A 25245-nucleotide genomic window follows, 5' to 3' on the forward strand; every position below is an offset into this window, starting at 1 on the left:
GTTGGGTCAAAATCCGTTTAACTGGTTGAAGCCATATCACCAAATCTTTATTAATATAAAAACACATTAAATAACTGGTTGGTTTTTGTAAAGAGGAGTGAGAGGAATGCGAAAGAAAACAGTTCAAATAATTATATCTCATAGTCTCATGATTGGTTTATGGGCATCTGCTTTTCCGGGAATTCGCGCAGGACTAGAAGGGTACACACCAGAACACCTTGCTTTATTTCGTTTGTTAATCGGCTCTATGGCATTATTGCTTTTTGCTGTTTTGACTCAGATGCGCCTACCCGACTTGAAAGACATTCCTGCCATTTTTCTTTTAGGGTTTTTAGGATTTGCACTCTATCACATTTTGCTGAACATCGGTGAAAAAACAGTTAGTGCCGGAGTTGCAAGCTTACTCGTTACTACGGCACCGATCTTCTCAGCCATGCTATCCCGCCTGTTTTACAAAGAGCATTTTGGATTTACGAAATGGCTTGGCTCTATGATCAGTTTATTGGGTGTATTATTGATTGCATTTGGGGCGGGAGACTTTACATATTCAATGAGCGGTATCTTGGTCATCCTGCTGGCAGCATTTTCGGAGAGTATTTATTTCGTTTTTCAAGCCCGCTATATAAAAAAATATGGTTTTATTCCATTCGTTACATTCACCATTTGGGGCGGAACAATACCTATGCTTGTGTTTCTGCCAGGCTTAGGCGAAGAGATGATGAACGCTTCAATAAGCGCAACTTTGTCTATCGTTTACTTAGGATTATTGCCGACGGTTATTCCTTACTTCGCACTAGCATATGTCACTTCACTCGTCGGTGCTTCAGAAGCAACCCTTTCACTTTATGTTACACCGGCTTTAGCCTTGATCATATCTTGGATCTGGATCGGCGAAATACCCACACTGATCTCTCTGCTAGGCGGAGTGGTTACAGTTGGCGGGGTATGTTTTACCTATTTAACACCCAATAAAATCAAACGATATGGAAACGCTCTTATACATAAATAAAGAAGATACCCGCATCATTTGGTATCTTTTTAATAAGCTCATTTATCAATTAAAATTGCATTGTTTACCATAGTCCTCTAATCCAACGATAGCTCAATTCCCCCGATTTTGTTGACGATGGTGAAAATATATCCAATTATAGTTTGGTCTGAAGTTCTGAATAATCACTATTAAAAAGAATGCTATAATGAGTGATATTGCAGAATCTAAGATAGATATATTCAATTTAATCATGAAACAGGGAATGAATGAAATAATGGATAAAACGAAAATACTTATTATTGAAGATGATGAAGCAATAGCAGATCTGCTTTCATACGGGCTTACGCAGGAAGGTTTTCAAACGTGTACTGAATCTAACGGAGCTTTAGGGATGAAACAGCTAGACCAATTCAAACCCGATCTTCTGCTGCTTGATTGGATGCTGCCAGATTGCAGCGGATTGGATATCTGTAAAAAAGTGACCCAACGCTATAATATCCCTATACTTATGATCACCGCAAAGTCAGATATCACTGATAAAGTCCTTGGGTTGGAATTTGGGGCTGACGATTATATTACAAAGCCATTTGACTTGCGTGAAGTTATCGCCAGAATTCGTACAATACTCAGGCGTCTTGAACAAGCTAACCACGTGAATGATCGAGGATCGTCTAATGAGGATCACATTCAATTAAAAAATATTGTGATGATCCCAGACGAAAGAATAGTAAAAAAAGATGGGATCATTGTTGATTTGACTCCTAAAGAATTTGATCTGCTTAAGACATTGATTGACCATCGTGGAAAAATCTTTACACGTTCAGAGCTGTTGGAATTTGTTTGGGGCTACGATTTTGCCGGGGATACACGTACGGTAGATACTCATATCCAAAGACTCCGTAAAAAACTGGATGCAAGCGACCTCATTAAAACAGTGTTTGGCATTGGATATAAATTCGAGAAGCAGGAGGAGTAGAGAGTGTTACGGACGATCAAGGGTAAATTTATTATTGGTTTTTTTCTGATTTTTTCTCTCTCTTTCCTAGTGCTCAATCAAACGGTCAAAAGCGTCATTTGGTCAAGCAATGAAAAAATTGTGACCTCAGATTTAATAGACTTAAAAAAAAACAGCATCATGTATATCAATCAAGCATTTTTAATCAATCATTATAAAAACAATGAATTATACTTCGGCGATATGGCCGATGAAATAGTGGATAGTTTAACTCATTCAACAGGAAGCAATGTAGGCGTTTATACCGTAGATGGCACTTTGTTGTCTTCTTCTAATAAAACAGTGTTTTCGCAAGGCATTGACGAGGACCTAGCAAAAGCAATTAACGGAAAAAATGCTTATCATATCACCTATGATCGAAATCAAGCACAGGTGTTTTTTTCTTATCCAGTTGTCATTGATGGTGCAAAAGTTGGCATATTGCGTTTTTCTAAAGATTTTAATTTGCTTTACAAACAAAGCGGAGAGATTTTAAATATTATTTTTTATATCGCTCTTGCGATATTTGTGGCGGCGTTTCTTTTCTCTTATATACTCTCCAGACACATCACGATTCCAATCGTCAAGCTGACAGAGGCCACCTCAGAAGTCAAAAAGGGCAAGCTGGATGTGGATATCCATTTTTCTAGAAAAGATGAAATTGGCCAGCTTACGGTTAATTTCAATGATATGATCACCAGAATTAGGGATCAAATTTCAACTATCGAAAAAGATCGGGACAGGTTAAAGGAACTTAATGAACAGGAAAAACGTTTTTTTGACAATATGACCCATGAACTGAAAACACCTCTGACTTCTATTCAAGGCTATGCTGAAATCATAAAACAAAAAGGGGAATCAGATCAGGCGTTTTTTGATAAAGGAATGAATCATATTGTTGAAGAAAGCCGGCGTCTGCACAATTTGGTTATAAAACTTCTTGAGGTATCTAGAGAAACCTCTAAAGAACAATTCGATAGGATTGATGCAGGAACGATTTTGAAAGATGTATGCGAATCTATGAAATTTCGTGCAGAACGATATAAAAAGAAGATCACCTATGAGATAGAAGACAGTCTCTATGTGTATGGTCAAAAGAATAGAGTGCGCCAACTCTTTATTAATCTTTTGGACAATGCGATCAAATACAGTTTATCTCATTCTGAAATCATGATTCAGGCTAAAGTTACGGGAGATCAGGTTCTTTTTATGTTCAAAAATCCAAGTGATCCATATGACGACAACCAATACACAAAAGTGTTTCAGCCTTTTTATTCAATAAACCAAAAGGTGACGGAAGAAGGAAGTTTAGGGTTGGGGTTAAGCATAGTTAAAACAATTGTCGAAAAACATGGAGGAACAATCAAGATGTTCTACGAAGAAAACCATACAATCATCACTATTGAACTAGCTTACATGAAGGTTGAGAACTGATCATGAAGAACAAACGGTTTATTATATTGTCAGGGATATTATTGATTTCCTTGATTTTTGTATCCAGTTATAATATGGGCAAGCGATCTGAAACCATTATCATTCCAAACAAGGAAGAGAGCCAGATTGATGACGATCAGAAGTCGGACTCCTTTCAGGTGAAGAAGATATATCGCCTCCCTCAAGCTGACCAGTTGCTTGGCTGGTCTTCATCAAACTCTGTAGTTGGTTTTTTCAAAGGAAATGACACAACGGAAGGTAAAGCGCAGCATCTTCAGAATGTCTCCTATCCTTTTGAAAAACCTGAAACTCTGCAGAGCATTGACCGCAATACTTCCAACCTTAAGTTGTCTCCCGACGGGAAAAGTATCGCCGGATTAACGATGTCATCAAATAAGATAACACTAAATCTAATATCACTGACGAACAGAAACAAAAAGGAAGTAGCCAGCTTTTCTTCTAGCAAGGATGCCTTTGTACAGGATATTTCATGGTCAAATAATAGCAAATACATTTGTTATCTTGTCATTGACACGGCAAAAAGTGACCAGACTGCGGTCAATGTATTCAACATAGATTCCGGAACCCTCAAAACGTATCCATTGAAGAATGTTGATGAAAAGGATTCGCTTACGGCAGTTTCCATTTCAGATGATGGACACAGTTTGCTGCTAACCATGTTACAAGGGCAACAATATCGCATTATGACGGGGACCATCAGCGGTGACAGCATCACTATTCAAAATAAGCGGCAGATTAGCCCCTATGGTGAACCTGTTTGGTTAAACAATGACCAATTTGTATTTTTAGGTATCGGAGAAACCTTATACGAATACGACCTCAGAAACAGTGAGCTCTCTGTTCTGCTCGAAAATGTAGCTGTTTTTACCATATCTAATGATCGAAAGAAGATCGCTTACTCTTTATATGACAAGGACAATACTTATGCAGGAAAGCTGCAAGGGAAAAATGTCCTCTACGCAGAACCTATATACCACGGCACCAGCCCATCAGAAATATATTGGAGTCCAGATGGCAGCAACCTGCTCGTTTATGAACAAAACCGGTATATTTCTATGGAAAACTCATCAGCCCGATTTTTTGACGATCGCTCTTATATCATATCCTTCAAGTAAACCTTATTTCTATTGAAATAAGGTTTTTTCTTATACCTGCAAGATATTACATAACAATGATTCCTTCATTTGTTGACATTTTGTTTACAAGTTGATCAAACTTCTGCGATAACTCTCATCTATATTAAAAGAGCATCATTTTTACCGGGCTTTGTCTCCATTGGTCCTTCTAATTTATGTGACTCGTTCGCGAGAAAACTAGTTTTGATATCTACAATTGAGGAGTTGGAAAAAGTGTCAAATTCACCAAGAAGGGATCGTAAGTTGAATCAAATAGGAAAAATAGGTTTTGGGATATTGATTATTCTAGGTGTAACGTTACTATGCATTTCCTGGAAGGCACTTGCCGGCCCAAAGCAGGAACCAATAAAAGAAAGTACAAACGCTTCTGAGCAGGCGCATATAGAAACACACAAAAATTCAGCACAGAAAAAAGAACAAAAAAAACCTGCTGAAATCGGGAAGGTCGTTTATTTAACATTTGATGACGGACCAAACCCTGCTGCTTCAGAGAAAATTATGGATTTGCTTCATAAATACAATGCAAAGGGAACGTTTTTTATGTTAAAACCAAATATCGAGCGAAATCCTAATATTGTGAGAAAAATGGCGGAAAACGGTCATTCTGTTGGGTCTCACGGCGTGACGCACCAGGTTTCCGAAATCTATAAATCCCCTGAAAGCTTTGCTGCAGAAATGAACGATACATTGGACTACATTAAAGAAACAACCAAAGTCAACACGCATTTAATAAGAGCACCTTACGGGTCAAAGCCTTACATTACTGGCCCTTTTAGAGATGTTGTGGAGCGTGATCATTTTAACCTGTGGGATTGGACAGTTGACTCAGAGGACTGGAAGTACACTCATGGAGAGTTTGTTAAGAGTGTCATTCAGCAAGTCAAAACCCTTGAAGGAAAAGAGCCGCTTATTGTATTAATGCATGAAAAGCCGACTACCGCGGCGTATTTGGAACAATTATTAAAATATTTCCGGGAAAGCGGATACGAAATGAAAGCAATTCATGATTCAATCAAACCGGTACAATTCAGATTCAATTGAAGTATAAATTTAAAGTATCTTATATGAACTACAAAATATCACGGAGATAAAAGAATTATTTATTAGAGAACCGTTAAGAACCTGTACAACATATAAATATTCAACTTGATCAGGAAGGAATTTGATAGTGAAAATTGGGAGAAGGAAACTGAAAATGCAGAGTATTTTATTGTTTGTTCTAGCCCTCTTGTTAACCATTGGAAGCCTGACCTGCTATAGCATTTACCGAAACGTAGCAAAATCGGTCAACCATATGTATGAACCTCTGCAAAGAGATTCTAAGCAACAAGATGCTAGTCTTGGGCATGATCCTATATCGATTCTTTTGCTGGGAGTAGATGAACGCCCCGGTGATAAAGGACGACCTGATTCGATGATCGTACTGACTTTAAATCCAGAGACGAAAACATCGACGATGGTAAGTATACCGCGTGATACCAGAGTATTTATGCGATCAAAGAATACCAATATTAAAATGAACGCAGCATATACTTACGAGGGTATTGAAGGTGCCGTTCAAACCGTTGAACAATTTTTAAACATCCCAATCAATTATTATATCAAAGTCAATATGGAAGGGTTTAAAGATATTGTAGATGAGATTGGCGGAATCACAGTGAATAATGATTTCCCTTTTACCCTTGAAGGGGTGCATATACCAAAAGGGGAACAGCACCTGGATGGAAAGGTTGCCCTTAAATACGCACGGATGAGAAAAGAAGATCCTCGCGGTGATTTTGGGCGGCAGAAGCGGCAGCGAGAAATCATTAACCAAATTATTCACGAAGGAGCACAATTAAAATCATTAAAAAACTATCAAGGAATTTTGGCTGCCTTAGAAAAAAATATACAAACAAACTTAACACTTGATAAAATGATTGATATTCAACGCTCTTATAAAGAAGCCGTTCAACATGTCAAACAGATCGAAATAAAAGGTGAGGATAAAAAGATAGATCACTTATGGTATCATGTTGTAACTGATAAAACGAGAAAGGACTTATCGAAGAAACTTCGCCAGCAATTAAATCTAGATTCTTAATAAAATAAAAACCGGTATTCACCAACCGCTTACTCATGTAAAGAGAAGAGTTCTTACCTCTTCTCTTTTTTATGATTTCCCGGAATAAAAAAGAGAGTATTCGATTATTTTCTTAAACCCTAGTTTAGCTGCTAATGCAATGGACGAATTGTTGCAGATATCACAATCCCAGCTAGGAACAATCCCATTTTCCATACAAAACGCTATAAACCTATTTGCTACGCAATAAGCTAACCCCAGTCCTCTATATTCTTCAAGTGTATAGATATCCATTTCCGCTCGATTATGCCCTAAAAATATAGAAGTACACTCACTTACTACATGATTGCCATGTAATACGGCAAATCCAAAACCTTTTGAAGCAAACTGTGAGACAGAATCCCAATACTCCTCATAATACGCGCTGTTAAACGCTGTGCTGTGTGAAATGATGTCTTCGTCTATTCTTTTCAATACAAGCCCCTTTGGCAGTTGCAAAGTCTTTTTGAAAGATTTTGGTTGATAAGAAAATGCAGCTCTTCTCATTTGGTTTAAGTCATCTTTCAGTATGGGTTTCAGTACGCTATCCCATGTATCACTGGAAGAAAACAAGGTAAATCGTTTTGATGATTTCACTTGTTCTTCATAATATCCTGCAATGAAATCATGAAAATCCCGATTCCCTTGGTCTCCCGCAATAAAATAAATGCCTGATTCAGCTCCTATAAAAAACGATTTAGGAAAGGTTTGATCATCTGCATAAACAGCTCCCGGAATGGTTTGATCTAATATTGAATAGACAAATGTGGGACAATATTTGTCATCAAACATTGTTTTTAAGCTACTATACTTTTCTTTTGTTAATTCCTGCAAAACAGACAACTCCTTTAAAACACCGTCTTCTTCTTGATTCTGTTCACAAAATCAATTTTCCTCTGTCACCAGCAAATAACTTCCCTGTTACGAATCTCAGACAAATAAAAACAGGTGTCTGCACTCAGCCCGCAGACACCTGTTGAACAACACATAGCATTATATAAACCCAAGAAAACGCTGAGTATATCGATTCTTTATTCCCCAGTTACAGCAAACTGTTTTAAACGGTCACCAATTTCAGCACGGACCCTTTGGAAACACTTCTTCTGTTCCGTGTGCTTTTGCCGGATCATCAAATTTATCCGATGTTTGATTTGAAATATCAATCCCTGCTTCTTTCATTGCTTTGACAGCACTCGATGTCATCCATGAGCTTCGATTCCTGCGCTGTACACATTCCACTTGTCCCCAAGGTATTTTCTCCCCCACCCTTCAGCCATTTGGCTGCGGCAAGAGTTACCTGTGCATTGTTTTCCTTGATATAGTGACCTTGTCCTTTTAGAAACAAGAATGGATTATCAGCAGCCAAATATACAGGCCGACAAGTGTGATCAATAAAGTGGGTATCGTGAGGATAATTCCTGTTTTAAAATACGTGCCCCAGGAAATTTTCATACCTTTGTGCGAAAGAACATGAAGCCATAATAATGTCGCCAAGGAACCAATCGGTGTTATTTTAGGTCCTAAATCTGAACCGATCACATTTGCATAAATAAGCGCTTCTCTCATCATCCCATGTGTATCTGTACCGGCAATAGCCAATGCGTCAATCATAACAGTCGGCAAGTTATTCATAATGGAAGAAAGAATCGCCGCAATAAAGCCCATTCCAATTGTCCCAGCAAACAATCCTTGATCAGCTGCGGCTTGAATCACATCTGAAAGGACATCCGTTAATCCGGCATTTCGGACACCATACACAACAACGTACATGCCAATTGAAAAGAATACGATAGCCCATGGCGCCTCTTTCACCACTTTCTTTGTATGGACGGCCGGACTCTTTTGCGCAGCGATTAAGAAAATGATCGCAATGCTACCCGCTACCACTGATACAGGGATAGAAAAAAATTCACTTGCAAAATATCCAATTAACAGCAGCCCTAAGATATACCATGACAGTCTGAACATGTTTTGATCTTTAATTGCTTCAACAGGTTTTTTAACCTCAGTCAGATCATAGCGTTTTGGTATGCTTTTTCTAAAGAAAAGGTAAAGTACAATGATGCTCGCCAGCAGCGAAAACAAGTACGGGACAACCATTCTGGATGCATAATCAATAAACGTAATATGAAAATAGTCCGCTGAAACAATGTTGACCAAATTGCTCACTACTAAAGGAAGCGAAGTGGTATCCGCAATAAATCCGCTGGCAATGATAAAAGGAAAAACTAATTTTTCATTAAAATGTAATGCTCTGACCATCGCTAATACAATTGGTGTCAATATAAGAGCTGCACCGTCATTTGCAAATAACGCGGCGACGATAGCCCCTAATAGAGATACATAAACGAACATCCGCACACCGTTTCCTTTTGCAGCCTTAGCCATATGAAGCGCTGCCCATTCAAAGAAACCGATATTATCAAGAATTAACGATATCAGTATGATAGCCACAAAAGCCAAGGTCGCATTCCAAACAATCCCTGTCACAGTTAACACATCATGAAAATTGACAACACCTGCTATTAGAGCTAAAACTGCGCCTCCACAGGCTGACCACCCTATAGATAAATTTTCCGGCTGCCATATGACCAATACTAGAGTTAATAAAAAGATGAATACTGCCAAAATCATTGATGTCAATCTAATGCCTCCTTACTGGCAACACGCTTGAGTTTTCTTTTGTTTGATATGGTTTAACAATTCATCCTCCTGATCGATTTGATGTAAGATCAATTGCAATGTATCAAACTCAGGACAGGAACCATTTATTGAATAATAACGCCATTGGCCTCTTCTGTCCTCATTCACAAAACCTGCGTTTCTTAATTTCCGCAAATGCTGGCTTATGGCGGGCTGGCTCATTTCGAACATATCAACCAATTGACAGACACAATATTCTTTTTCAAGAAATAATCTCATCATTATAAGCCTAGTTTGATCACTAAGTGTTTTCAAACAACGAGTCATCGCCGCACAATCAATCGTCATATGAGCTCCTCCTTCCCAAATCAATATATAAGCAAATCATTATATACACGCCAAATGATTCTACATTCCCCTTTACGTTTATATGTAGCGCTCCGTATATCTTAAGGATCAAAACTTCGAAACGAAAACCTGAGTCGCTCCCCGCGTTTCCTTAGCGCCACCGTCATTATATAAACTTTTATTTATATAAACAATCCCTTATATTTGGAACATCAGATATGTTTGATTCAATTAATATCAATCTCTTTATTTGCCTTTACCCATTGTACATTGAACCGAGTACGGCAATATAGCTTGTGTTTGCTTTTGGTTTTTGGCAGGAAGGATGGCCAGGACAACACTTATGGCGGACAAAGCATTTCATTCCCAAATCAGTAACTGAAATGGATATCGGACGGGAAAGCATAATACAATAAGCAATCAGCAAAATACAAAAAATACCAAGGGTTTTGATACCCTTGGTATTTATGATCGAGACCTTCACCGGTTATTCACCCACAAGCCTCAAAAAAGTGTTTTTGATTACATGTACCGGCGGCATGTCAGTACCGTTGTTTTTCTAATGATGATTAAGATTTCTAAAATTGCTGCCCTTCACTTCAGCTACGTCATATACGGTGACAAAGGCGGATTTATCAATATCATTAATAATTTCCTTTAGTTTGGTTTCTTCTAAACGGTTGATGACACATGTGATTTCTTTAAATTTCTCGTGGGAAAAACCCCCGTAAGCTTCTTTATATGTGGCGCTTCGGCCTAATTGATCACGTATTGTCTCTACCATTAATTCTGGTTGGGTTGTAATAATTTGAAAGGTTTTAGAGCCGCTTAAGCCTTCCTCCACAACATGAATCACTTTGGATGCAATGTAGTAAGCAATGACTGAAAGCAATGCCCCTTGTAAGCCAAATACTGTGGAAACAAAAATAAACACAAATAGGTTTAAGAATAGAATGAGATCGCTCGTTCCGAAGGGCAGTTTTCGGGATAGCAGCACAGCAAGCATGTCAATACCATCTAATGCGCCGCCATTACGCAGCGCCAGCCCCATTCCAAATCCAAGGATAATCCCGCCGACAACGGTAATTAACAGGGTATCTCCTTCTATGATTGCGGGTGTGTGGTGGAAAAAGCTTGTCCCCGCGGCAAGCGATACGATTCCGATAATTGATAATAATGCAAAGCTTTTCCCTATTTGCTTATATCCTAACCAGACAAATGGAATGTTGATCACAGCAATCAAAATCCCCAGCGGCAAGTTGAATAGCTGTGAACCAACGATGCTCAGACCCGTCACCCCTCCATCAGATACACTGTTTGGAATGAGCACTGTTTCTAGTCCATACGCCGCTATGATTCCTCCAATGATAACCATGATGATTTGGAAAATCATTTTCGCTTTAAATTTCTTATGTTTTTTGGTTGTATTCATACCATTCCTCATTTCTCAAATATTTCGTTATATTTAAATATACCATAATAGATATTTTCAGCTAAAAACATGCGTTTTTTTAAATAAAGTAATTAACAGTAAGGTAACCCTCTTTGACTTAGAACATTCATGTACCGTGCCGCCTGTTGAGCAAGCGGCCCCTTTCACTTCAGATCGTGAATCGCCCTCAAACTTCAACACCGAAAATCCTAATTTATTCTGATATGATACTTAAAAAAGGAGGTTTGATTACAATGAATAACCTGTGCCGCAGTAAACAAGCCCCATTTGAATACACCTTATCTCTTATAGGGGGCAAATGGAAAATGAGAATCCTCTATGAGTTAGGGTGTGAAAAAACGATGAGATACGGCGAGCTGAAAAGGGCTATGCCCTTCATCACCCATAAAATGTTAAGCGCACAGCTTAAGGAATTGCAAACTGACGGCCTTATTCATCGGTATGAGGTTTCTCAAACCCCACTGAAAGTAGAGTATTCGTTATCTGACAGAGGGCGATCTTTGTACCCCCTCATAGATGAAATGTGTAAGTGGGGAATGGCACAAGGAATGCCTCATATGTAAAACTACTTACAAAAAAGTGCGTACTTGTTTCCCATTGAGAGGAATTTTATACTGAATGAAAATGCTTCGTGTGGAGGAAAAAATGACAAAACAAGTCTATATCATTCATGGCTACGGAGCCTCCTCAACAAATCATTGGTTCCCTTGGCTGAAAAAACGCCTGCTCGCAGATGGGGTCAAAGCAGACATTTTAAACATGCCTAATCCGCTCCAGCCAAGACTTGAGGATTGGCTGGATACACTCTCTTTATATCAGCACACTTTACATGAAAATACGTATTTGGTTGCGCACAGCTTAGGTTGCCCCGCCATTTTGAGATTTTTGGAACATCTTCAATTACGAAAACAGCTTGGCGGAATCATACTTGTTTCCGGCTTTGCCAAATCATTGCCCACTTTAAAGATGCTAGATGAATTTACACAGGCATCGTTTGATCATCAAACAATCATTGAGTCCGCGAAGCACCGTGCTGTCATTGCTTCTAAGGACGACCAAATTGTGCCTTTTTCATTCAGCAAGGATCTGGCACAACAAATTGATGCTGCGTTATATGAAGTTCAGCACGGAGGTCATTTTCTAGAAGATGAGGGATTTACTTCTTTGCCTATTGTTTATGATGTTTTAACCTCTTATTTTTCAAAGGAAACTCGCTAACATCTTTCACCCATCTGCTTCAATCGAGCCCGCGAAAAGCGGGCTTTCTGAGTTATCGTTTGATCAATACAGATAACTCACCTTCAAACACTTTTACTTCTTTTTGATTATAAGTAGATAGCAATACTGTGAGTATTCCCAATTCATTTCTCTTTGGCTGCTTATCAAGAACCTTAACAATTGTAAACAATTCATCATCCGGATATACAGGTTTTATGAATGTCATATGATTCATCTCTGTTCCGGCTATAATATCGTCTCCATAGAAACCTTCTTCAATCCAAAGTTTAAAAGATATGGCCAGTGTTTGTATGCCGGAAGCGATAATTCCATTAAATCTGCCTTTATTCGCTTTTTCTTCATCTACATGCATATACTGAGGGTCAAATTCACCCGCAAACCGCATAATATCATCTTTTGATACTTTTAATGATTTCGTTTTGAAGACCTGGCCAATTGTAAACTCATCTAACTTCATTCTTACACCTCTATTTTTTCAATTGTCTATTTTGTTTATTTTAGCACTGTGATGAGCAAATAAAAAATTCTGTTTTTCGCTAAACAGACGTATCGTGGCCTGGACTGCAGGCACTCATCATATACTTAAAAAATATTGAACAGCTCTCAACACTTAGTCGTCACTTGGCCGTTTTGCTAAACTGAAAGCTCCCTCATATCTTCCAGGCAGCCTTCAGTTTTTTTATGCCTTCTCTTATGTCGGATTCAGAAACCCCTGCAAACCCGAGCGAGACCGTTTTTGTAGGAGGATGATGTTGATAAGAAAGAGAAACAGGATAAATTTTTACTCCATGTTTTTTCGCCTTCTCAATTAACTCTTTTTCACCAAATGGCAAATAAACGTCAAGTAAGATACGAAGCCCAGAGTTTTCTCCGCGAATTCTGACATGCTCTCCTAATTCCCTTTGCACTGCCTCTAATACAATGGCTCTTTTTTTGCGGTAAAGTTTTCTCATTCTGTTGATGTGTTTTTGCCACTCTCCATTTTTTATAAATTCAGCTAGGGTTAGCTGACTGTGGCAGGACACTGTTTGCTTATATAAGGACGTGATTTCATGCCCCTTTTTTAAAAGAGGCGAAGGAAGAATCATATAGCTGATACGCAGCGAGGGCAAAAGAGACTTAGAAAAAGTGCCCATATAAATGACACGGTTATGCTGATCAAGCCCTTGCAGAGAAGGAACCGGCTGTCCTGTGTACCTAAATTCCCCGTCATAATCATCCTCTATGATAAAGGATTGATGTTCAGCCGCCCATTTGAGCAGCTGAATTCTTCTGTTGATCGTCATGATGGTTCCCAGCGTAAATTGATGGGAAGGTGTGACATATACAAGGTTTGGCTGCTGTTCTTTGATCTTCTGTATACAGATTCCTTCATCATCGACTGGTATCGGAACAATATTCATGCGATTGGCTTCAAAAATTTTGCGTGCTCTTGGATAACCAGGATCCTCATACCCTATAGAAATATTCGGCTCAAAAACTTGGCACAAGATTTGCAGCAGAATAGGGTTCCCGGCACCTATAATCACTTGTTCAGGGCCGCAATGAACACCCCGAGATTGATACAGGTACTCTGCAATGAGTGTTCTCAGCTCAAACTCTCCTAAAACATGTCCCGGCCGATAAAGCTCGTGTCCATATTGGTCTAAGCTATTGACCATGCTTTTTCGCCATGCGGAAAAAGGGAAGTAAGAAGAATCTACATTCCCATAATGAAAATCAATCGATTGTTTATTTTCTTCTGCTTCTTGTTGAATGGGTGATGTGCTTGGCACCCTACCATAGGCAAAATCAGAATCAAGATAATCAGCAAACCACCCGCTTCTTGGCTTGCTCACAATATAGCCCTCAGCAGCGAGCTGTTCATAGGCACGTTCAACAGTCGTTTGGCTGATGGAAAGCTGATTCGCCAGGAGTCTTTTTGAAGGAAGCTTCATTCCTTTTTGAATACGGCCCCGATGCATATTTTCTTTAAAATATCGATAAAGCTGCTGATAAAGCGGAATATCCAGATTTCTATCCAAAAAAGGCGTGATATCCATTTGCGCGTTGTTCTCCTAACTGGTATGCATTTTTTTATGAAAACTGGCTGTTTATAAAAGGCCAATTCCAGTTTATAGTCATTGTAATCCTTAGCTACTGGTTTTGTTAAGAAAATACAGACAATGAACAAGAAAGATATGTGGAGTGATTGTAATGAACAAACGAACAAATGGCTGGATAAATGGTTTTATAGGCGTACTCATTTTCAGCGGCTCGCTGCCTGCGACCCGTTTGGCTGTGTCGGACTTCGATCCGCTGTTCCTCACCGTATGCCGCGCTGCGATAGCTGGTGTACTGGCGGGAGGTCTCCTTCTCATCTTCCGGCAGCAGCATCCTTCCAAAAGAGACCTCATTTCATTATTAGTGGTAGCGTTTGGCGTAGTGATTGGTTTCCCGTTGCTGACAGCTTTAGCGCTTCAGCATGTCACTTCCGCACACGCCATTGTCTTCATTGGACTTCTTCCACTCGCAACGGCGGTCTTCGGCGTACTGCGCGGGGGTGAACGCCCTCGGCCCGTCTTCTGGATTTTCTCAACCGTTGGCAGCTTGTTAGTAGCAGGTTTCGCCCTCATTCAGGGGGGAGGTTCATCCCCGCTTGGCGACGCGTACATGCTGGCTTCTATTGTCGTATGCGGTCTCGGTTATGCAGAAGGGGCAAGGCTTTCACGGCGTCTGGGGAATTGGCAGGTGATCTCATGGGCACTCGTTCTGTCGCTTCCTCTTATGCTGCCATTGTCGTTCTTTTTTACGCCGGACTCATGGTCGGCGATCGGCGTTCCCGCGCTGCTCAGTCTTGCATATGTATCCTTATTCAGCATGCTGATTGGCTTCGTGTTCTGGTATCGAGGTCTTGCCCAAGGGGGAATTGCAGCGGTTGGGCAGCTCCAGCTTCTCCAGCCTTTTTTTGGACTGCTGCTTGCCTCAGTGATACTGCACGAGAAAGTAGGCTGGGCACTCGTAGCAGTGAATATCGCCGTTATCATGTGCGTTGCTGCTGCACGGCGATTTGCAAAGTAAGGCAGACCTTTATCGTAAACTTCAAAAATGCATGAAGGTATAAAAATACCAAGGGTTGCTGGCCCTTGGTATTTTGCACGCGATCGAGCAAACTTGAGTCTCGCGCTTAGACATATAAGTCAACACCCATTTACCTGCCGCCATTATCAAATCCTCTCTAATAAATCTCCCACTTTTTCTGCCATGACACGAGGCGGATAAGGCATTTCGTTTTTGTTTGCATTTATATCCCACTTTACATTCAAAACCTGAAGAAAAAGGGGCAAAACTTCTTAAGAATTCTTAAGTTTTCGCGATGCTATTCAAGATCGTTTCCTCTTCTTAAACAGTTTTCAATATCATCCTATCTATTCCATGGTAATATTTAGATACATAAACTTATATATGAAGCTGACCTGAATTAATAGAGAGGAATGAAAAAATGAAGAAACGCAGAAAGATATGTTATTGCAATACTGCCCTGCTGCTTATGATTTTGCTTGCTGGATGTACGGACAGTAAGAATGGAGAAGCACAACAACCTTCAAATCAAGCTTCTGCTGTACAATCTGACGAAAAACACACTGAGCCTGAAGAGAGCACCAAAATACGCAAGGATGAAGCGGAGCCAATAACAGAATCAGAAGAATCCGCAACAAAAGCTGCAAATGATACCTCTTCAGCAGAAGAGAAAAGCAAAGAAGACAATGTATTGGCAGCATACTCTTCGGAAAAAATCGAATATGCCAGAGTTTGGCTTCAACTCGGACCTAATCAAGAGATAGATGAATTAAATGTTCGACATATTTCGGCTGGCGAGCCAATTAATCCTAATGATGATACAAGTGCCAGCTATCCAGAAGATGTAACCCAGTTAGCAGGTTCTCGTTTAGTGGATGGATCAGTCACTTATCATGGCAATGGGGATGGCACGATTCATGTATATAATGTGCCTTTACGATGGGATTCTGCTGATGATGTAGAAAAAGGCGTCATGAGGGAAGTGACTGAGAATATCATAAAAAACAGAAAAACAGTGTATGTTGATACAGGTGACAATGAAAAAATCAAGCGGCTCATTGATATCATGATGATTCATTAATCAGTATTCGTTTGTCTGTACCTGACTAAATACAATGGTTAATAAGGTATATTAATACAAAAACAAAGTTTGGAGTGTAGTAACTTGCTAAAAATCTTCCGGTTCTATTAGTTCTCCTATCAGTTGGAGGCATTCTAAATGTGATGAGCCGTGCCATTGAGCTATTTCTAGGTGTTGCATTAATATTTTATAACGCTGTCTAGTGGCATACAATGTTAATCAAAAGAAGCATTTCAGCAGTAAGTGAATGTTGTCCTAAGAAAAACAAGCATCTTACTATGCTTGTTTTTCTTCTATAGAAAGGATCTTATTACGCTATGATGCTATTCCTTTAGCCTGAACCTTGGCGTGCCTAATCCTTTAATCCCTTTCCATCGAGAATTTTTTGCACATATTTTTCGACTCTCGATTCTCGGGTTTTGGATTGTTTGGCTTGAGAAAAATAAAGAGTGTACGCTCTTTGCCGTCCCGGGGTCAAAGCTTCAAAAGCAATTTTCAATGCAGGGATTTCATCGAATTTTTTTTGAAGTTCTTCAGGAATGTTCAATTCAATATTTTTGTTAACTTCCACTTTCAAACCGGCTTTTTCAACTTCAATGGCTTCGTGAATATAGGCTTTCAAAATGTTTTCTAGCTCATTTATTTCCTGAACATTTGTAAACCGAATCTGGCGCGCCGCCTGTACATTCTCCGTTTGTTGAATGAGAATTCCATCGGTATCCTGTAATAGGGCACCTTTGTGAAACAGAAGCGCACAATATTCTTTAAACCCATGTATTAAAACGACATTTTTATTATTGTATGTGTAACAAGGATGCATCCACTTAAAATCTTCAGTCAGCTCACAGTCAAGAATGATGGTTCTCAACTTCTCAAATTCTTCCTTCCACTTTTTCGCTTTACTTAAAAATTCATCAACCTTCGGATTCGTTCTGCTATTTGTCATGAAGGAATTCCTCTCTTTCCAAGCTTTTTACATTTACGTGAATTGACAATAATGAAGTCCAGTTTTATTTTTGACATCTCGGTATTTAATTTATTCTTCTATAGGTTCCTTCTCTTATTATTCAATAGATTAAGCTTAAAGTGGGGATGATGCAACAACAAAAAAAGAAGGCCCACAAGCCTTCTCTTCTTGTATAATTATTTCACTGACAATCTGAAAAAGTAACAATTCGATGATTATATATCTTTTTTATTCTTGCCAATGCATAAGGTTACGGCAACACTAGCTATACTGACTAAAGTTCCTGCAATAGAAACTAGAATTGTCAAAAAGCCATTGGGAATAAGAAATCCAATTGGAATGAGCCCCAGAAAAGTGAAAACGATAAAACATTGGTATACACCAGATATTATTCTTACAACCAAATTGCCAAAAAAGGACATGACTAATGGAGGGATAAATAAAAATACAACGATTCCAATTGAGATCATCAAGATAATAGGTTCATCAAATGAGATGACATAATCTCCAGGCGACTCTTTAGCGGCCGCTAAAACAACAACGATAGACATCATTAGTGTAACAAAAACAAGAGAAAACCTTTTTAACAACGTTATGACTCCTTTACCTAAAGCGAGTAATCCTGCCTTTTTCAAATCCGATAACCATTTTATGTGATTCAATTAAAGAATATGCAGTGAGTGACACAGCTATAAGGAATCCTGGTCAAATCTTTATAATAGATTTAATGGAGCAACTATAGTTAGTTAGAATATTAGACGACGCAATAGACTTTATCTAACAATATAACAAATTAATGTAAATTAAACAATCCTACCCTTTAGCGGCCCCTAGACCATACCACCACCGGAATGAGTAATAAGGACAAAATCCCTCCAATAAGTGATAATGCGAGGTAACTTGAACCTGCCACAATCATTCCAGATAATGCTCCGCCAGCAGCTCCTGACAACGCAATCAGAACATCCACTGTCCCCTGCGTTTTAGCTCGTGTGGCAGTATCAGTTGAATCTACAATAAGGGCAGTCCCGCTTATCAAACCAAAATTCCACCCTAATCCCAGTAAAGAAAGAGCAATGACGAGAAGAACCATAGAATCTCCCGGAGCAAATGCTGCTATTACACCTGCCAAAAGCAACGTTGTTCCAGAGGAAATAGCCATTGCGGTACGTCCCAACCTATCTACAAGAACACCTGTAACCAGTGAAGGGAGATACATAGCACCTATATGAAAACCAATAACAAGACCGACTGCACCCAAGTCATGGCCATGATGTCTCATATGAACCGGTGTCATTGTCATAATAGCTACCATTACTATTTGGGTAAGAACCATAACCGTTGCCCCAACAATGATGCCTTTTTTGTTTTCTGTATGCTCAGCTGCCGCCAAATATCCTTTATCATCAGGCTCTTCATTTGCCGCTTCTATTGTTCTTGCTATAACTAATGGATCTGGACGAAGCATAATGAAAAGGACCACACCTGCTAACATATATGCTGCTGCGGCTAAAATGAAAGGGCCAGCAAGTGATGGAACACCAATAGAAAGAGCGAAATCCCCCATCACATTCACTAAGCTTGGACCTGCCACTGCGCCAAATGTAGTAAAAACCATGGTTATACTAACAGCAGTCGCTCGCTGCTTATGATTTGCTAAGTCTGTACCTGCATAACGGGCCTGTAAATTAGTGGCTGTACCTGCACCGTAAATAAGCAACGAAATAAATAACAAGAAAATACTATTTATGATTGCTGCCATAATAACGCCTATTGCTCCAAGTCCGCCAATCATAAAGCCAGCCGAAAGACCTGTTCGACGGCCATAACGTTGAGAAAGTCTTCCAACAATTAATGCAGATCCTGCTGACCCTAAAGTAAATAAAGCAGAAGGAAGACCAGCAAACGCATCAGTGCCAAGCATTTGCTGTGCAATAAGCGCACCGACAGTCACTCCTGCCGCCAGCCCCGCACCACCAAAAATTTGTGAGATACTCACAACGAATAGTGTACGCTTGTATAACGATTTTTGTTTTTCTGGTGAACTGATGTAGCTTTGTAATGAAGCAGTTTGAACATCTATTGCTTTTACGCTGTCCTTGTCTAACATCATCTGACCTTCCTTTCTAAAAGCCAATTTTGTATAAACCTCCCTCTAGATGTGGATCATCATAACACGCACAAAAAAGCCATACAATGTCATAATTGTATGGCAAACAATATTAGGTAAGATCGTCTAGCAAACGTCTCAGAATCATTAATCCTTGTTCAAGCTCTTCAAGTGTTTTTGGTGCACAGACAGAAACCCTTACAGCCCTTTCAGGACAACTATTGCCTACTACAAAGCGTTCAGCCGCATACACTTGCACGCCATGTCGAGCAGCCAACTCTTCAAATTGAGCGCCAGTTATTTTACCGGGTAACATCAACCAACGAAAAATGCCTGTTTCAACACCTAAACATGTATATCCCGCAACATATCGGTTTACGATTTGATTTCTGCGAATGGTTTGTTCACGATGACTCTCAATTAAGACTTCAAATTGATTTGATACAATCGTGCGAGCAGTAAGTTCAGCTAATAGCGGGGAAACGGTTATATTTAAATTATAAAGCGCCTTTGATATTGGCTCCTTATATTGTCTCGGCACTGCTACATAAGCCAAACGCAGGCCTGGCGCTAACGATTTTGATAAACTTGCAATATGAATAACCTGTTGCGGTGCGAATGAGGCGAGTGCCGGAAGCGGATTTTTGTTGAGAAGATGGTACGATGCATCCTCAATAACAAATAGATTATATTTCTTTGCAATGTCTGCAACCATTCTTCGATTCTCAACAGACATAAAGGAAGTCGTCGGATTATGATAATCCGGGATTAAATACAAACCTTTAATATTTTCGTTTTTACACGCATATTCAAGTGACTCCGGACTCATTTCATCGTTTTCTGATTTTATCGGTACGATTTGCACACTAAGCAATGATGCAACAGTTTTTAATCCAGGGTACGTATGATGGTCAACTCCGATGCGATCTCCAGGCTTACAAAGACTCGCCAATGTCGCTGCAATCGCATTTTGCCCTCCATTTGCAAATAAAATGTGATCAACGGATGTTTCAAATCCGCCTCTTTGGATGAGCTTTACAGCTGCATCTTTTTGCCAAAGGCTTTCGCCAGCCCGGCCGTAGCTAAACCATTTTTCATAATCCTCCTCCTGAACCATGTTTTTCAGTTGGAGTAACAAGGGCTCATATGAAGCGTGATCTGGAAGTGTCGCTCCCATTTCAATTAAATGTGTCGGCTTTGTATCCTCAAGTAAATACGCATTCGACAACGCATCATACGATACAAATGTGCCGCTCCCTACAGTCGCACTCAGCAGCCCCTTTAACTCACACACTTTAAATGCTTTGGAAATCGTACTCACATTTATATCTAAATAATCGGCCAATTCTCGCTGCGGAGGAAGTTTTGTTCCAGGTATTAAAACTCCGTTTATAATATCCTGTTCCAATTGCCCTGCAAGTGCTTTATAGATAGGCTTTTCAGCTTTATCAATTGATGGCTTCCAGCTCATCGGATAGTTTTCAAAAGAATTGATAGGCATGATACGCATCCTTTTTCACTCAATTATATGAATGTGCCGTTTATAAGACAATTATAACTTTCTTTTATTGATGCCTTTTTATGAACAGCATGCTTCAATAAAACCTGTACAAATACAAGTGAATCACTTACTTTATTTCATATAAGTCATCCTGCAAAACTGTGCACAGAATGTCGGATAAATACATTTCACTCCTGTTATTCTTTGGTTAAAGGAGGCCAAATAAATGGATTTGCTTAAAAGTATGAATAGGGCGTTAAAGTATATTGAAGAAAACCTCACTAATGATATTGATTTTCAAGAGGCAGCAAAGCTTGCTTTCTGCTCTGAATATCATTTTAAAAGGATGTTTTCCTTCCTTGCAGGTATTTCATTATCGGAATATATTCGTCGCAGACGTCTTACTCTTGCAGCTTTTGAACTGAAAGACAGCAATGTAAAAGTGATTGATATTGCAATAAAGTACGGTTATAACTCACCAGATTCTTTTGCACGGGCATTCCAAAATTTACATGGCATAAACCCATCACAAGCCAGACTTAATGGCCATTCCCTTAAAGCTTATCCACGAATGACCTTCCAGCTAACAATTAAAGGAGGAAATGAAATGAACTACCGTATTGAAGAAAAAGAGGCATTTCGCATCGTTGGCATTAAAAAAAGAGTTCCTATTATTTTCAAAGGAATTAATCCGGAAATTGCATCTATGTGGGAAAGTTTAGATGAAAAAGCAATAAATAAACTAAAAGAGCTATCTAATGTAGCACCATCAGGCCTCATTAGTGCATCCACGAATTTTTCTGAAGGTCGGACAGAGGAAAACGGAGAGCTCGATCACTATATTGGCGCAGCCACAACGAAACGGTGTCCAGATAACTTCTCACGGCTTGAAGTTCCTGCCTCAACATGGGCTGTATTCGAATCAATCGGGCCATTTCCGGATACACTGCAAGAAGTATGGGGACGCATTTATTCCGAATGGTTTCCATCGTCAAATTACGAACAAATAGAAGGTCCAGAAATATTGTGGAACGAGCATAAGGATGTAACATCACCATCTTTTAAAAGTGAAATTTGGATACCAATTACAAAAAAGGAATACGTTTTTTGATCAGAGAAGAAAAATTGAAGGTTCTTGAAGAAAAAATACCAAGGGCGTCAAAACCCTTGGTATTTTTGATATTGCCGAGAGGGCTCAAACTCCACCAGTGTTTTTCATTGCCGGACCGGTCATATAAGCAAAAAAAGCCCCTATATATCCCGATTTGCATGATTCCTAATCTGTAATATCGACTTTTCACTCTGCATAGAAGGCTCTTTATGTAAAGCCAATATTAAAGTTATCCCTATAATACAAATAGCACCAATCCATTGAAAAGAACCAAATGGCGCTTTTAACCAAACGACAGTTGTTACAACAGCGGATAGAGGCTCTAAACTACCTAATAGGCTTGTTTCTTTGGGAGAAAGGCTTTCCAAGCTTTTTATGAAGAACCAGAACGCAATCATTGTTCCAAATAATATCACAAATAAAATATATGCATACGCCTCAGCAGTTAATCGTTGAAAATCCAGTTGCCATGGCGGATGGATAAAACCCAATGCAAAACCGCCAATAATCATAGCCCAACCTACAACGACAAGAGAATCAAATTTATGTAATAAACCAACGGCATACAAAGTATAAAAAGCTGCCGCGAATCCTGATAAAACTCCCCATACTACTGCAGCTGCCGGCACTGAAAGTTGAGACATTGAACCATTTGTTAACAAAAAAAAGCAACCCACTAAAGCAAGTACAACAGTTATGATATCTTGTTTGGTAAGAACCGTTTGTTTTCGCAACAGCGTGTAGATAATGACGATTACTGGGGATAAATATTGCAATAACGTAGCAACGGCAGCATTCCCATGTTGAATGGATGCCATATATGTGTACTGCACAGCTAGCATTCCCAATAGGCCAAAAATAAGAAGCTGGCCAGCCGACGCTTTGTGTTTCCAAACCTCAATAACCTGAGACCGATCCTTTCTGAACAATTGCAGCATTAAAAGTAACATTCCAGCCGTAAGCAAACGTGTCGTTACAAGCCAATTGACATCAATTTGATATTCTTGAAAAAGTTTTTTGGCTACTGTGCCTCCAATTCCCCAACATGTCGCCCCTGTTATAACATAGAACAATCCCATTTTTCTATTGGAAGTAATCATACATGACTCCTCACTAATAAATATAATAATAGTGTTATAATAAATGCAAAACATGATAAAAAATACTCAAATTGAATGAAAAAATATAAATATATTGAGGTGAGAAGTCAGAATGAAGAATTTTGCGATCGATCAAAATTTAAAAGAATTAACAGAGCACCGAACGGTAGAATTACCAGTTGCCTGTTACAAGACAAGGATCAATCAAAATATAAATGGCTATATTCCGCTTCATTGGCATGATGAAATCCAATTTGTTTTGATACTAAAAGGAATAGCTCTCTTTCAAATAAATGAAGAAAAAATAGAGGTTCACGAAGGGGATGGATTATTTATCAATAGCGGCTGCCTGCACATGGCAGAAGAAAAGGAAGGCTCGGATTGTACGTATATTTGCTTAAATGTGTCACCCCATTTCGTTTTATCTCAGGAACTGTATTCAAGCTATGTTCAGCCCTATATGTTTTCAACCAATTTGCCCTATTTATTTTTGGATGGAAATCAACAGTGGGCAAAAAACATTCTAGAAGCTGTTAAAAAAATAAATCAATTGGTTCAACAAAAGCCATCGCTCTATGAGATTGACATTACAATGCAATTAACGTTAATGTGGAAAAACCTGGTCGTTAATGGTTTTCAATTAGAGTACGATCAATCTGAAATGATAAAAAGTCATCGAATAAAACAAATGTTAAACTGGATCCATCTCCATTATGCAGAAAAAATCACATTAGACGACATTGCAAAAGCTGGCCAACTGAGCCGTTCTGAGTGCTGCCGTTATTTTAAACGAATGCTGAATAAGACGCCATTACGTTATATAATGGATTATAGAATTCAAAAAAGCTTATTATTACTGCAACACCCTGAATCCAATGTGACAGAAGTGTCTTATCAAGTTGGATTTAACAGTACCAGTTATTTTATAAGTAAATTTCAACAAGCGATGAATATGACGCCATTATCCTACAAAAAAATTCATATGAGACATTATTTCATAAGGTTTATTCTATTAATAAATGGAGTCCCTGTTAATGATACTCCCCTAGCACGATTTTTACGCCACAACTGCATGACCCTAAAATTCTAGGTGGCTTTTGTATTTGGGAATTGTTTCAACCGCTTGTGCTTTTTTATTGTGGAATCGCGGCTTACAATTATTAAATGCTTCAAGTGGAGGCCTCTTTTTCTTTTTTCAGCCTCTAGTTGGAACCTTACTCGGATGGATTCTGCTTGGAGAACAAATAGGCGGGACATTTTGGATAGGTTCGTTTTTAATTCTTAGCGGTGTTTTATTAGTCATTAAAGAGTAAGAAAAAGAAGTGAATTCATAACAAAAAAAAGCAAACTATTTTATATAGTTTGCTTTTCAATTAACCTTGTTCTTTCCCCTTCACTTCTTTATGTTCTGGTCTTCATTTATAATCTCTCCTTTCTTTATTTTTCTTCTCACCTCAATACCCATTTGAAGGTTGTCAATTTCCCTGATAATAATGCCAATCTCTGTGGCAAAATGTTCAATATCCACAAACCTTTTTCTGTTCGCAAGATAAGTGAAAATGCATCATTAAGTAAGTGGGCCGTTATCCATATCAAATTTGAGAACGATCGATAAAGAAATTAGAACTTAATCATGTGCTTTAAATATTTTTAGCTGACATTTCACAAATATCGTTCCTTCTTATTTCTACTCAAATCATTTCTGTGATGTCATTGAGCCAAGTCATGAATTCCTAAAGGAAATGGAATAACCCATTTTCAATGAAAAACTGATCTATGTTAATTAGTCGAAGTTTTAGGATATACACGGATCAATTGACCTTTTCCTTGATTGGAAATCCGACACGTTCCCTATTGTTTTTGCTTGATCTGTTTTTTCAAAAAAGTTATTGACATCAAAAATTCGATCATGTTATTATTAAAATTTTGATATTACACCTCCATATATGGTAATC

General features: G+C 38.9%; 22 protein-coding genes and 3 pseudogenes. 13 read left to right on the forward strand and 12 right to left on the reverse strand.

From position 1 onward, the window contains the following. The first annotated feature begins 106 nt into the window (after positions 1-106). The 6 genes from M1D94_RS18360 to M1D94_RS18385 all read left to right on the forward strand — a co-directional run bounded on the left by M1D94_RS18360 (position 107) and on the right by M1D94_RS18385 (position 6659). Positions 107-1009: a DMT family transporter gene (locus M1D94_RS18360; protein WP_101501893.1), complete on the forward strand. Its 903-nt coding sequence runs from the start codon at positions 107-109 to the stop codon at positions 1007-1009. A gap of 256 nt (positions 1010-1265) precedes the next feature. Continuing rightward, a complete protein-coding gene (locus tag M1D94_RS18365; protein WP_024572364.1) occupies positions 1266-1967 on the forward strand; it encodes a response regulator transcription factor in 702 nt (233 codons plus the stop codon). A 3-nt stretch (positions 1968-1970) separates the two neighbouring features. Continuing rightward, positions 1971-3419 carry a HAMP domain-containing sensor histidine kinase gene (locus M1D94_RS18370; RefSeq protein WP_038827559.1) on the forward strand — a complete coding sequence of 483 codons (1449 nt, stop codon included), beginning with the start codon at positions 1971-1973 and terminating at the stop codon, positions 3417-3419. After that, positions 3416-4555, forward strand: coding sequence for a hypothetical protein (locus tag M1D94_RS18375; protein ID WP_103803984.1), 1140 nt, complete (start codon positions 3416-3418; stop codon positions 4553-4555). The genes M1D94_RS18370 and M1D94_RS18375 overlap by 4 nt, the downstream gene beginning before the upstream one ends. A 234-nt stretch (positions 4556-4789) precedes the next feature. After that, on the forward strand, positions 4790-5617 hold the full coding sequence (locus M1D94_RS18380; protein ID WP_031315635.1) for a polysaccharide deacetylase family protein: 828 nt from the start codon (positions 4790-4792) through the stop codon (positions 5615-5617). A 154-nt stretch (positions 5618-5771) separates the two neighbouring features. Next, a complete protein-coding gene (locus tag M1D94_RS18385) occupies positions 5772-6659 on the forward strand; it encodes an LCP family glycopolymer transferase (protein ID WP_273797150.1) in 888 nt (295 codons plus the stop codon). 69 nt (positions 6660-6728) lie between these two features. Here M1D94_RS18385 and M1D94_RS18390 read toward each other — a convergent pair whose 3' ends face one another. From M1D94_RS18390 to M1D94_RS18410, 5 genes and pseudogenes are all read right to left on the reverse strand, one after another. After that, on the reverse strand, positions 6729-7520 hold the full coding sequence (locus M1D94_RS18390) for a GNAT family N-acetyltransferase (protein ID WP_120027822.1): 792 nt from the start codon (positions 7518-7520) through the stop codon (positions 6729-6731). A gap of 188 nt (positions 7521-7708) precedes the next feature. Beyond that, positions 7709-7954 (reverse strand): annotated as a pseudogene (locus tag M1D94_RS18395) (hypothetical protein). Positions 7955-8012: 58 nt separating this feature from the next. Continuing rightward, entirely contained in the window at positions 8013-9320 is a 1308-nt protein-coding gene (locus M1D94_RS18400; RefSeq protein WP_456270302.1) for an arsenic transporter, read from the reverse strand. Between the two features lie 12 nt (positions 9321-9332). Continuing rightward, positions 9333-9668, reverse strand: a complete 336-nt coding sequence (gene aseR / locus M1D94_RS18405; RefSeq protein WP_308154300.1) for a metal-responsive transcriptional regulator AseR — start codon at positions 9666-9668, stop codon at positions 9333-9335. A gap of 559 nt (positions 9669-10227) precedes the next feature. After that, complete coding sequence (locus M1D94_RS18410; protein ID WP_021481667.1) at positions 10228-11100, reverse strand: YitT family protein; 873 nt, start codon at positions 11098-11100, stop codon at positions 10228-10230. A 254-nt stretch (positions 11101-11354) separates the two neighbouring features. On the opposite strand from M1D94_RS18410, the gene M1D94_RS18415 reads away from it, so the two are divergent. Beyond that, positions 11355-11684, forward strand: a complete 330-nt coding sequence (locus M1D94_RS18415; protein WP_021481668.1) for a winged helix-turn-helix transcriptional regulator — start codon at positions 11355-11357, stop codon at positions 11682-11684. An 82-nt stretch (positions 11685-11766) separates the two neighbouring features. Further along, entirely contained in the window at positions 11767-12339 is a 573-nt protein-coding gene (locus tag M1D94_RS18420) for an alpha/beta hydrolase (RefSeq protein ID WP_456270303.1), read from the forward strand. Positions 12340-12391: 52 nt separating this feature from the next. On the opposite strand, the gene M1D94_RS18425 is transcribed toward M1D94_RS18420, so the two are convergent. Then, positions 12392-12817: a MaoC family dehydratase gene (locus M1D94_RS18425; protein WP_021481670.1), complete on the reverse strand. Its 426-nt coding sequence runs from the start codon at positions 12815-12817 to the stop codon at positions 12392-12394. 193 nt (positions 12818-13010) lie between these two features. Beyond that, the gene (gene pdxR / locus M1D94_RS18430) at positions 13011-14402 is read right to left on the reverse strand and encodes a MocR-like pyridoxine biosynthesis transcription factor PdxR (protein ID WP_456270304.1); all 1392 of its coding nucleotides are present in this window, start codon (positions 14400-14402) and stop codon (positions 13011-13013) included. Positions 14403-14556: 154 nt separating this feature from the next. On the opposite strand from pdxR, the gene M1D94_RS18435 reads away from it, so the two are divergent. Both M1D94_RS18435 and M1D94_RS18440 read left to right on the forward strand, forming a co-directional pair. Further along, positions 14557-15420, forward strand: a complete 864-nt coding sequence (locus tag M1D94_RS18435) for a DMT family transporter (protein ID WP_021481672.1) — start codon at positions 14557-14559, stop codon at positions 15418-15420. 421 nt (positions 15421-15841) lie between these two features. Continuing rightward, on the forward strand, positions 15842-16501 hold the full coding sequence (locus M1D94_RS18440; protein WP_070548606.1) for a hypothetical protein: 660 nt from the start codon (positions 15842-15844) through the stop codon (positions 16499-16501). A 352-nt stretch (positions 16502-16853) separates the two neighbouring features. On the opposite strand, the gene M1D94_RS18445 is transcribed toward M1D94_RS18440, so the two are convergent. The 4 genes from M1D94_RS18445 to M1D94_RS18460 all read right to left on the reverse strand — a co-directional run bounded on the left by M1D94_RS18445 (position 16854) and on the right by M1D94_RS18460 (position 21079). Then, entirely contained in the window at positions 16854-17447 is a 594-nt protein-coding gene (locus tag M1D94_RS18445; RefSeq protein WP_069322394.1) for a YdeI/OmpD-associated family protein, read from the reverse strand. A 236-nt stretch (positions 17448-17683) separates the two neighbouring features. After that, a complete protein-coding gene (locus tag M1D94_RS18450) occupies positions 17684-18058 on the reverse strand; it encodes a hypothetical protein (protein WP_015715290.1) in 375 nt (124 codons plus the stop codon). Between the two features lie 230 nt (positions 18059-18288). Continuing rightward, entirely contained in the window at positions 18289-19581 is a 1293-nt protein-coding gene (locus M1D94_RS18455) for an MFS transporter (RefSeq protein ID WP_163117819.1), read from the reverse strand. A 109-nt stretch (positions 19582-19690) separates the two neighbouring features. Further along, a complete protein-coding gene (locus tag M1D94_RS18460) occupies positions 19691-21079 on the reverse strand; it encodes an aminotransferase-like domain-containing protein (protein ID WP_456270305.1) in 1389 nt (462 codons plus the stop codon). 226 nt (positions 21080-21305) lie between these two features. Here M1D94_RS18460 and M1D94_RS18465 point away from each other — a divergent pair, with 226 nt between their 5' ends. Then, positions 21306-22190, forward strand: coding sequence for an AraC family transcriptional regulator (locus M1D94_RS18465; protein ID WP_456270306.1), 885 nt, complete (start codon positions 21306-21308; stop codon positions 22188-22190). Positions 22191-22330: 140 nt separating this feature from the next. Here the strand turns inward: M1D94_RS18465 and M1D94_RS18470 are convergent, their stop codons facing one another. After that, positions 22331-23290, reverse strand: coding sequence for a DMT family transporter (locus M1D94_RS18470; protein WP_456270307.1), 960 nt, complete (start codon positions 23288-23290; stop codon positions 22331-22333). Positions 23291-23402: 112 nt separating this feature from the next. Here M1D94_RS18470 and M1D94_RS18475 point away from each other — a divergent pair. Both M1D94_RS18475 and M1D94_RS18480 read left to right on the forward strand, forming a co-directional pair. Then, positions 23403-24272, forward strand: a pseudogene (locus M1D94_RS18475) (AraC family transcriptional regulator); the annotation flags it as partial. A 112-nt stretch (positions 24273-24384) separates the two neighbouring features. Then, positions 24385-24603: pseudogene (locus M1D94_RS18480) on the forward strand (EamA family transporter); the annotation flags it as partial. Positions 24604-25245 lie beyond the last annotated feature (642 nt).

The organism is Bacillus sp. JZ109 (assembly GCF_053903135.1).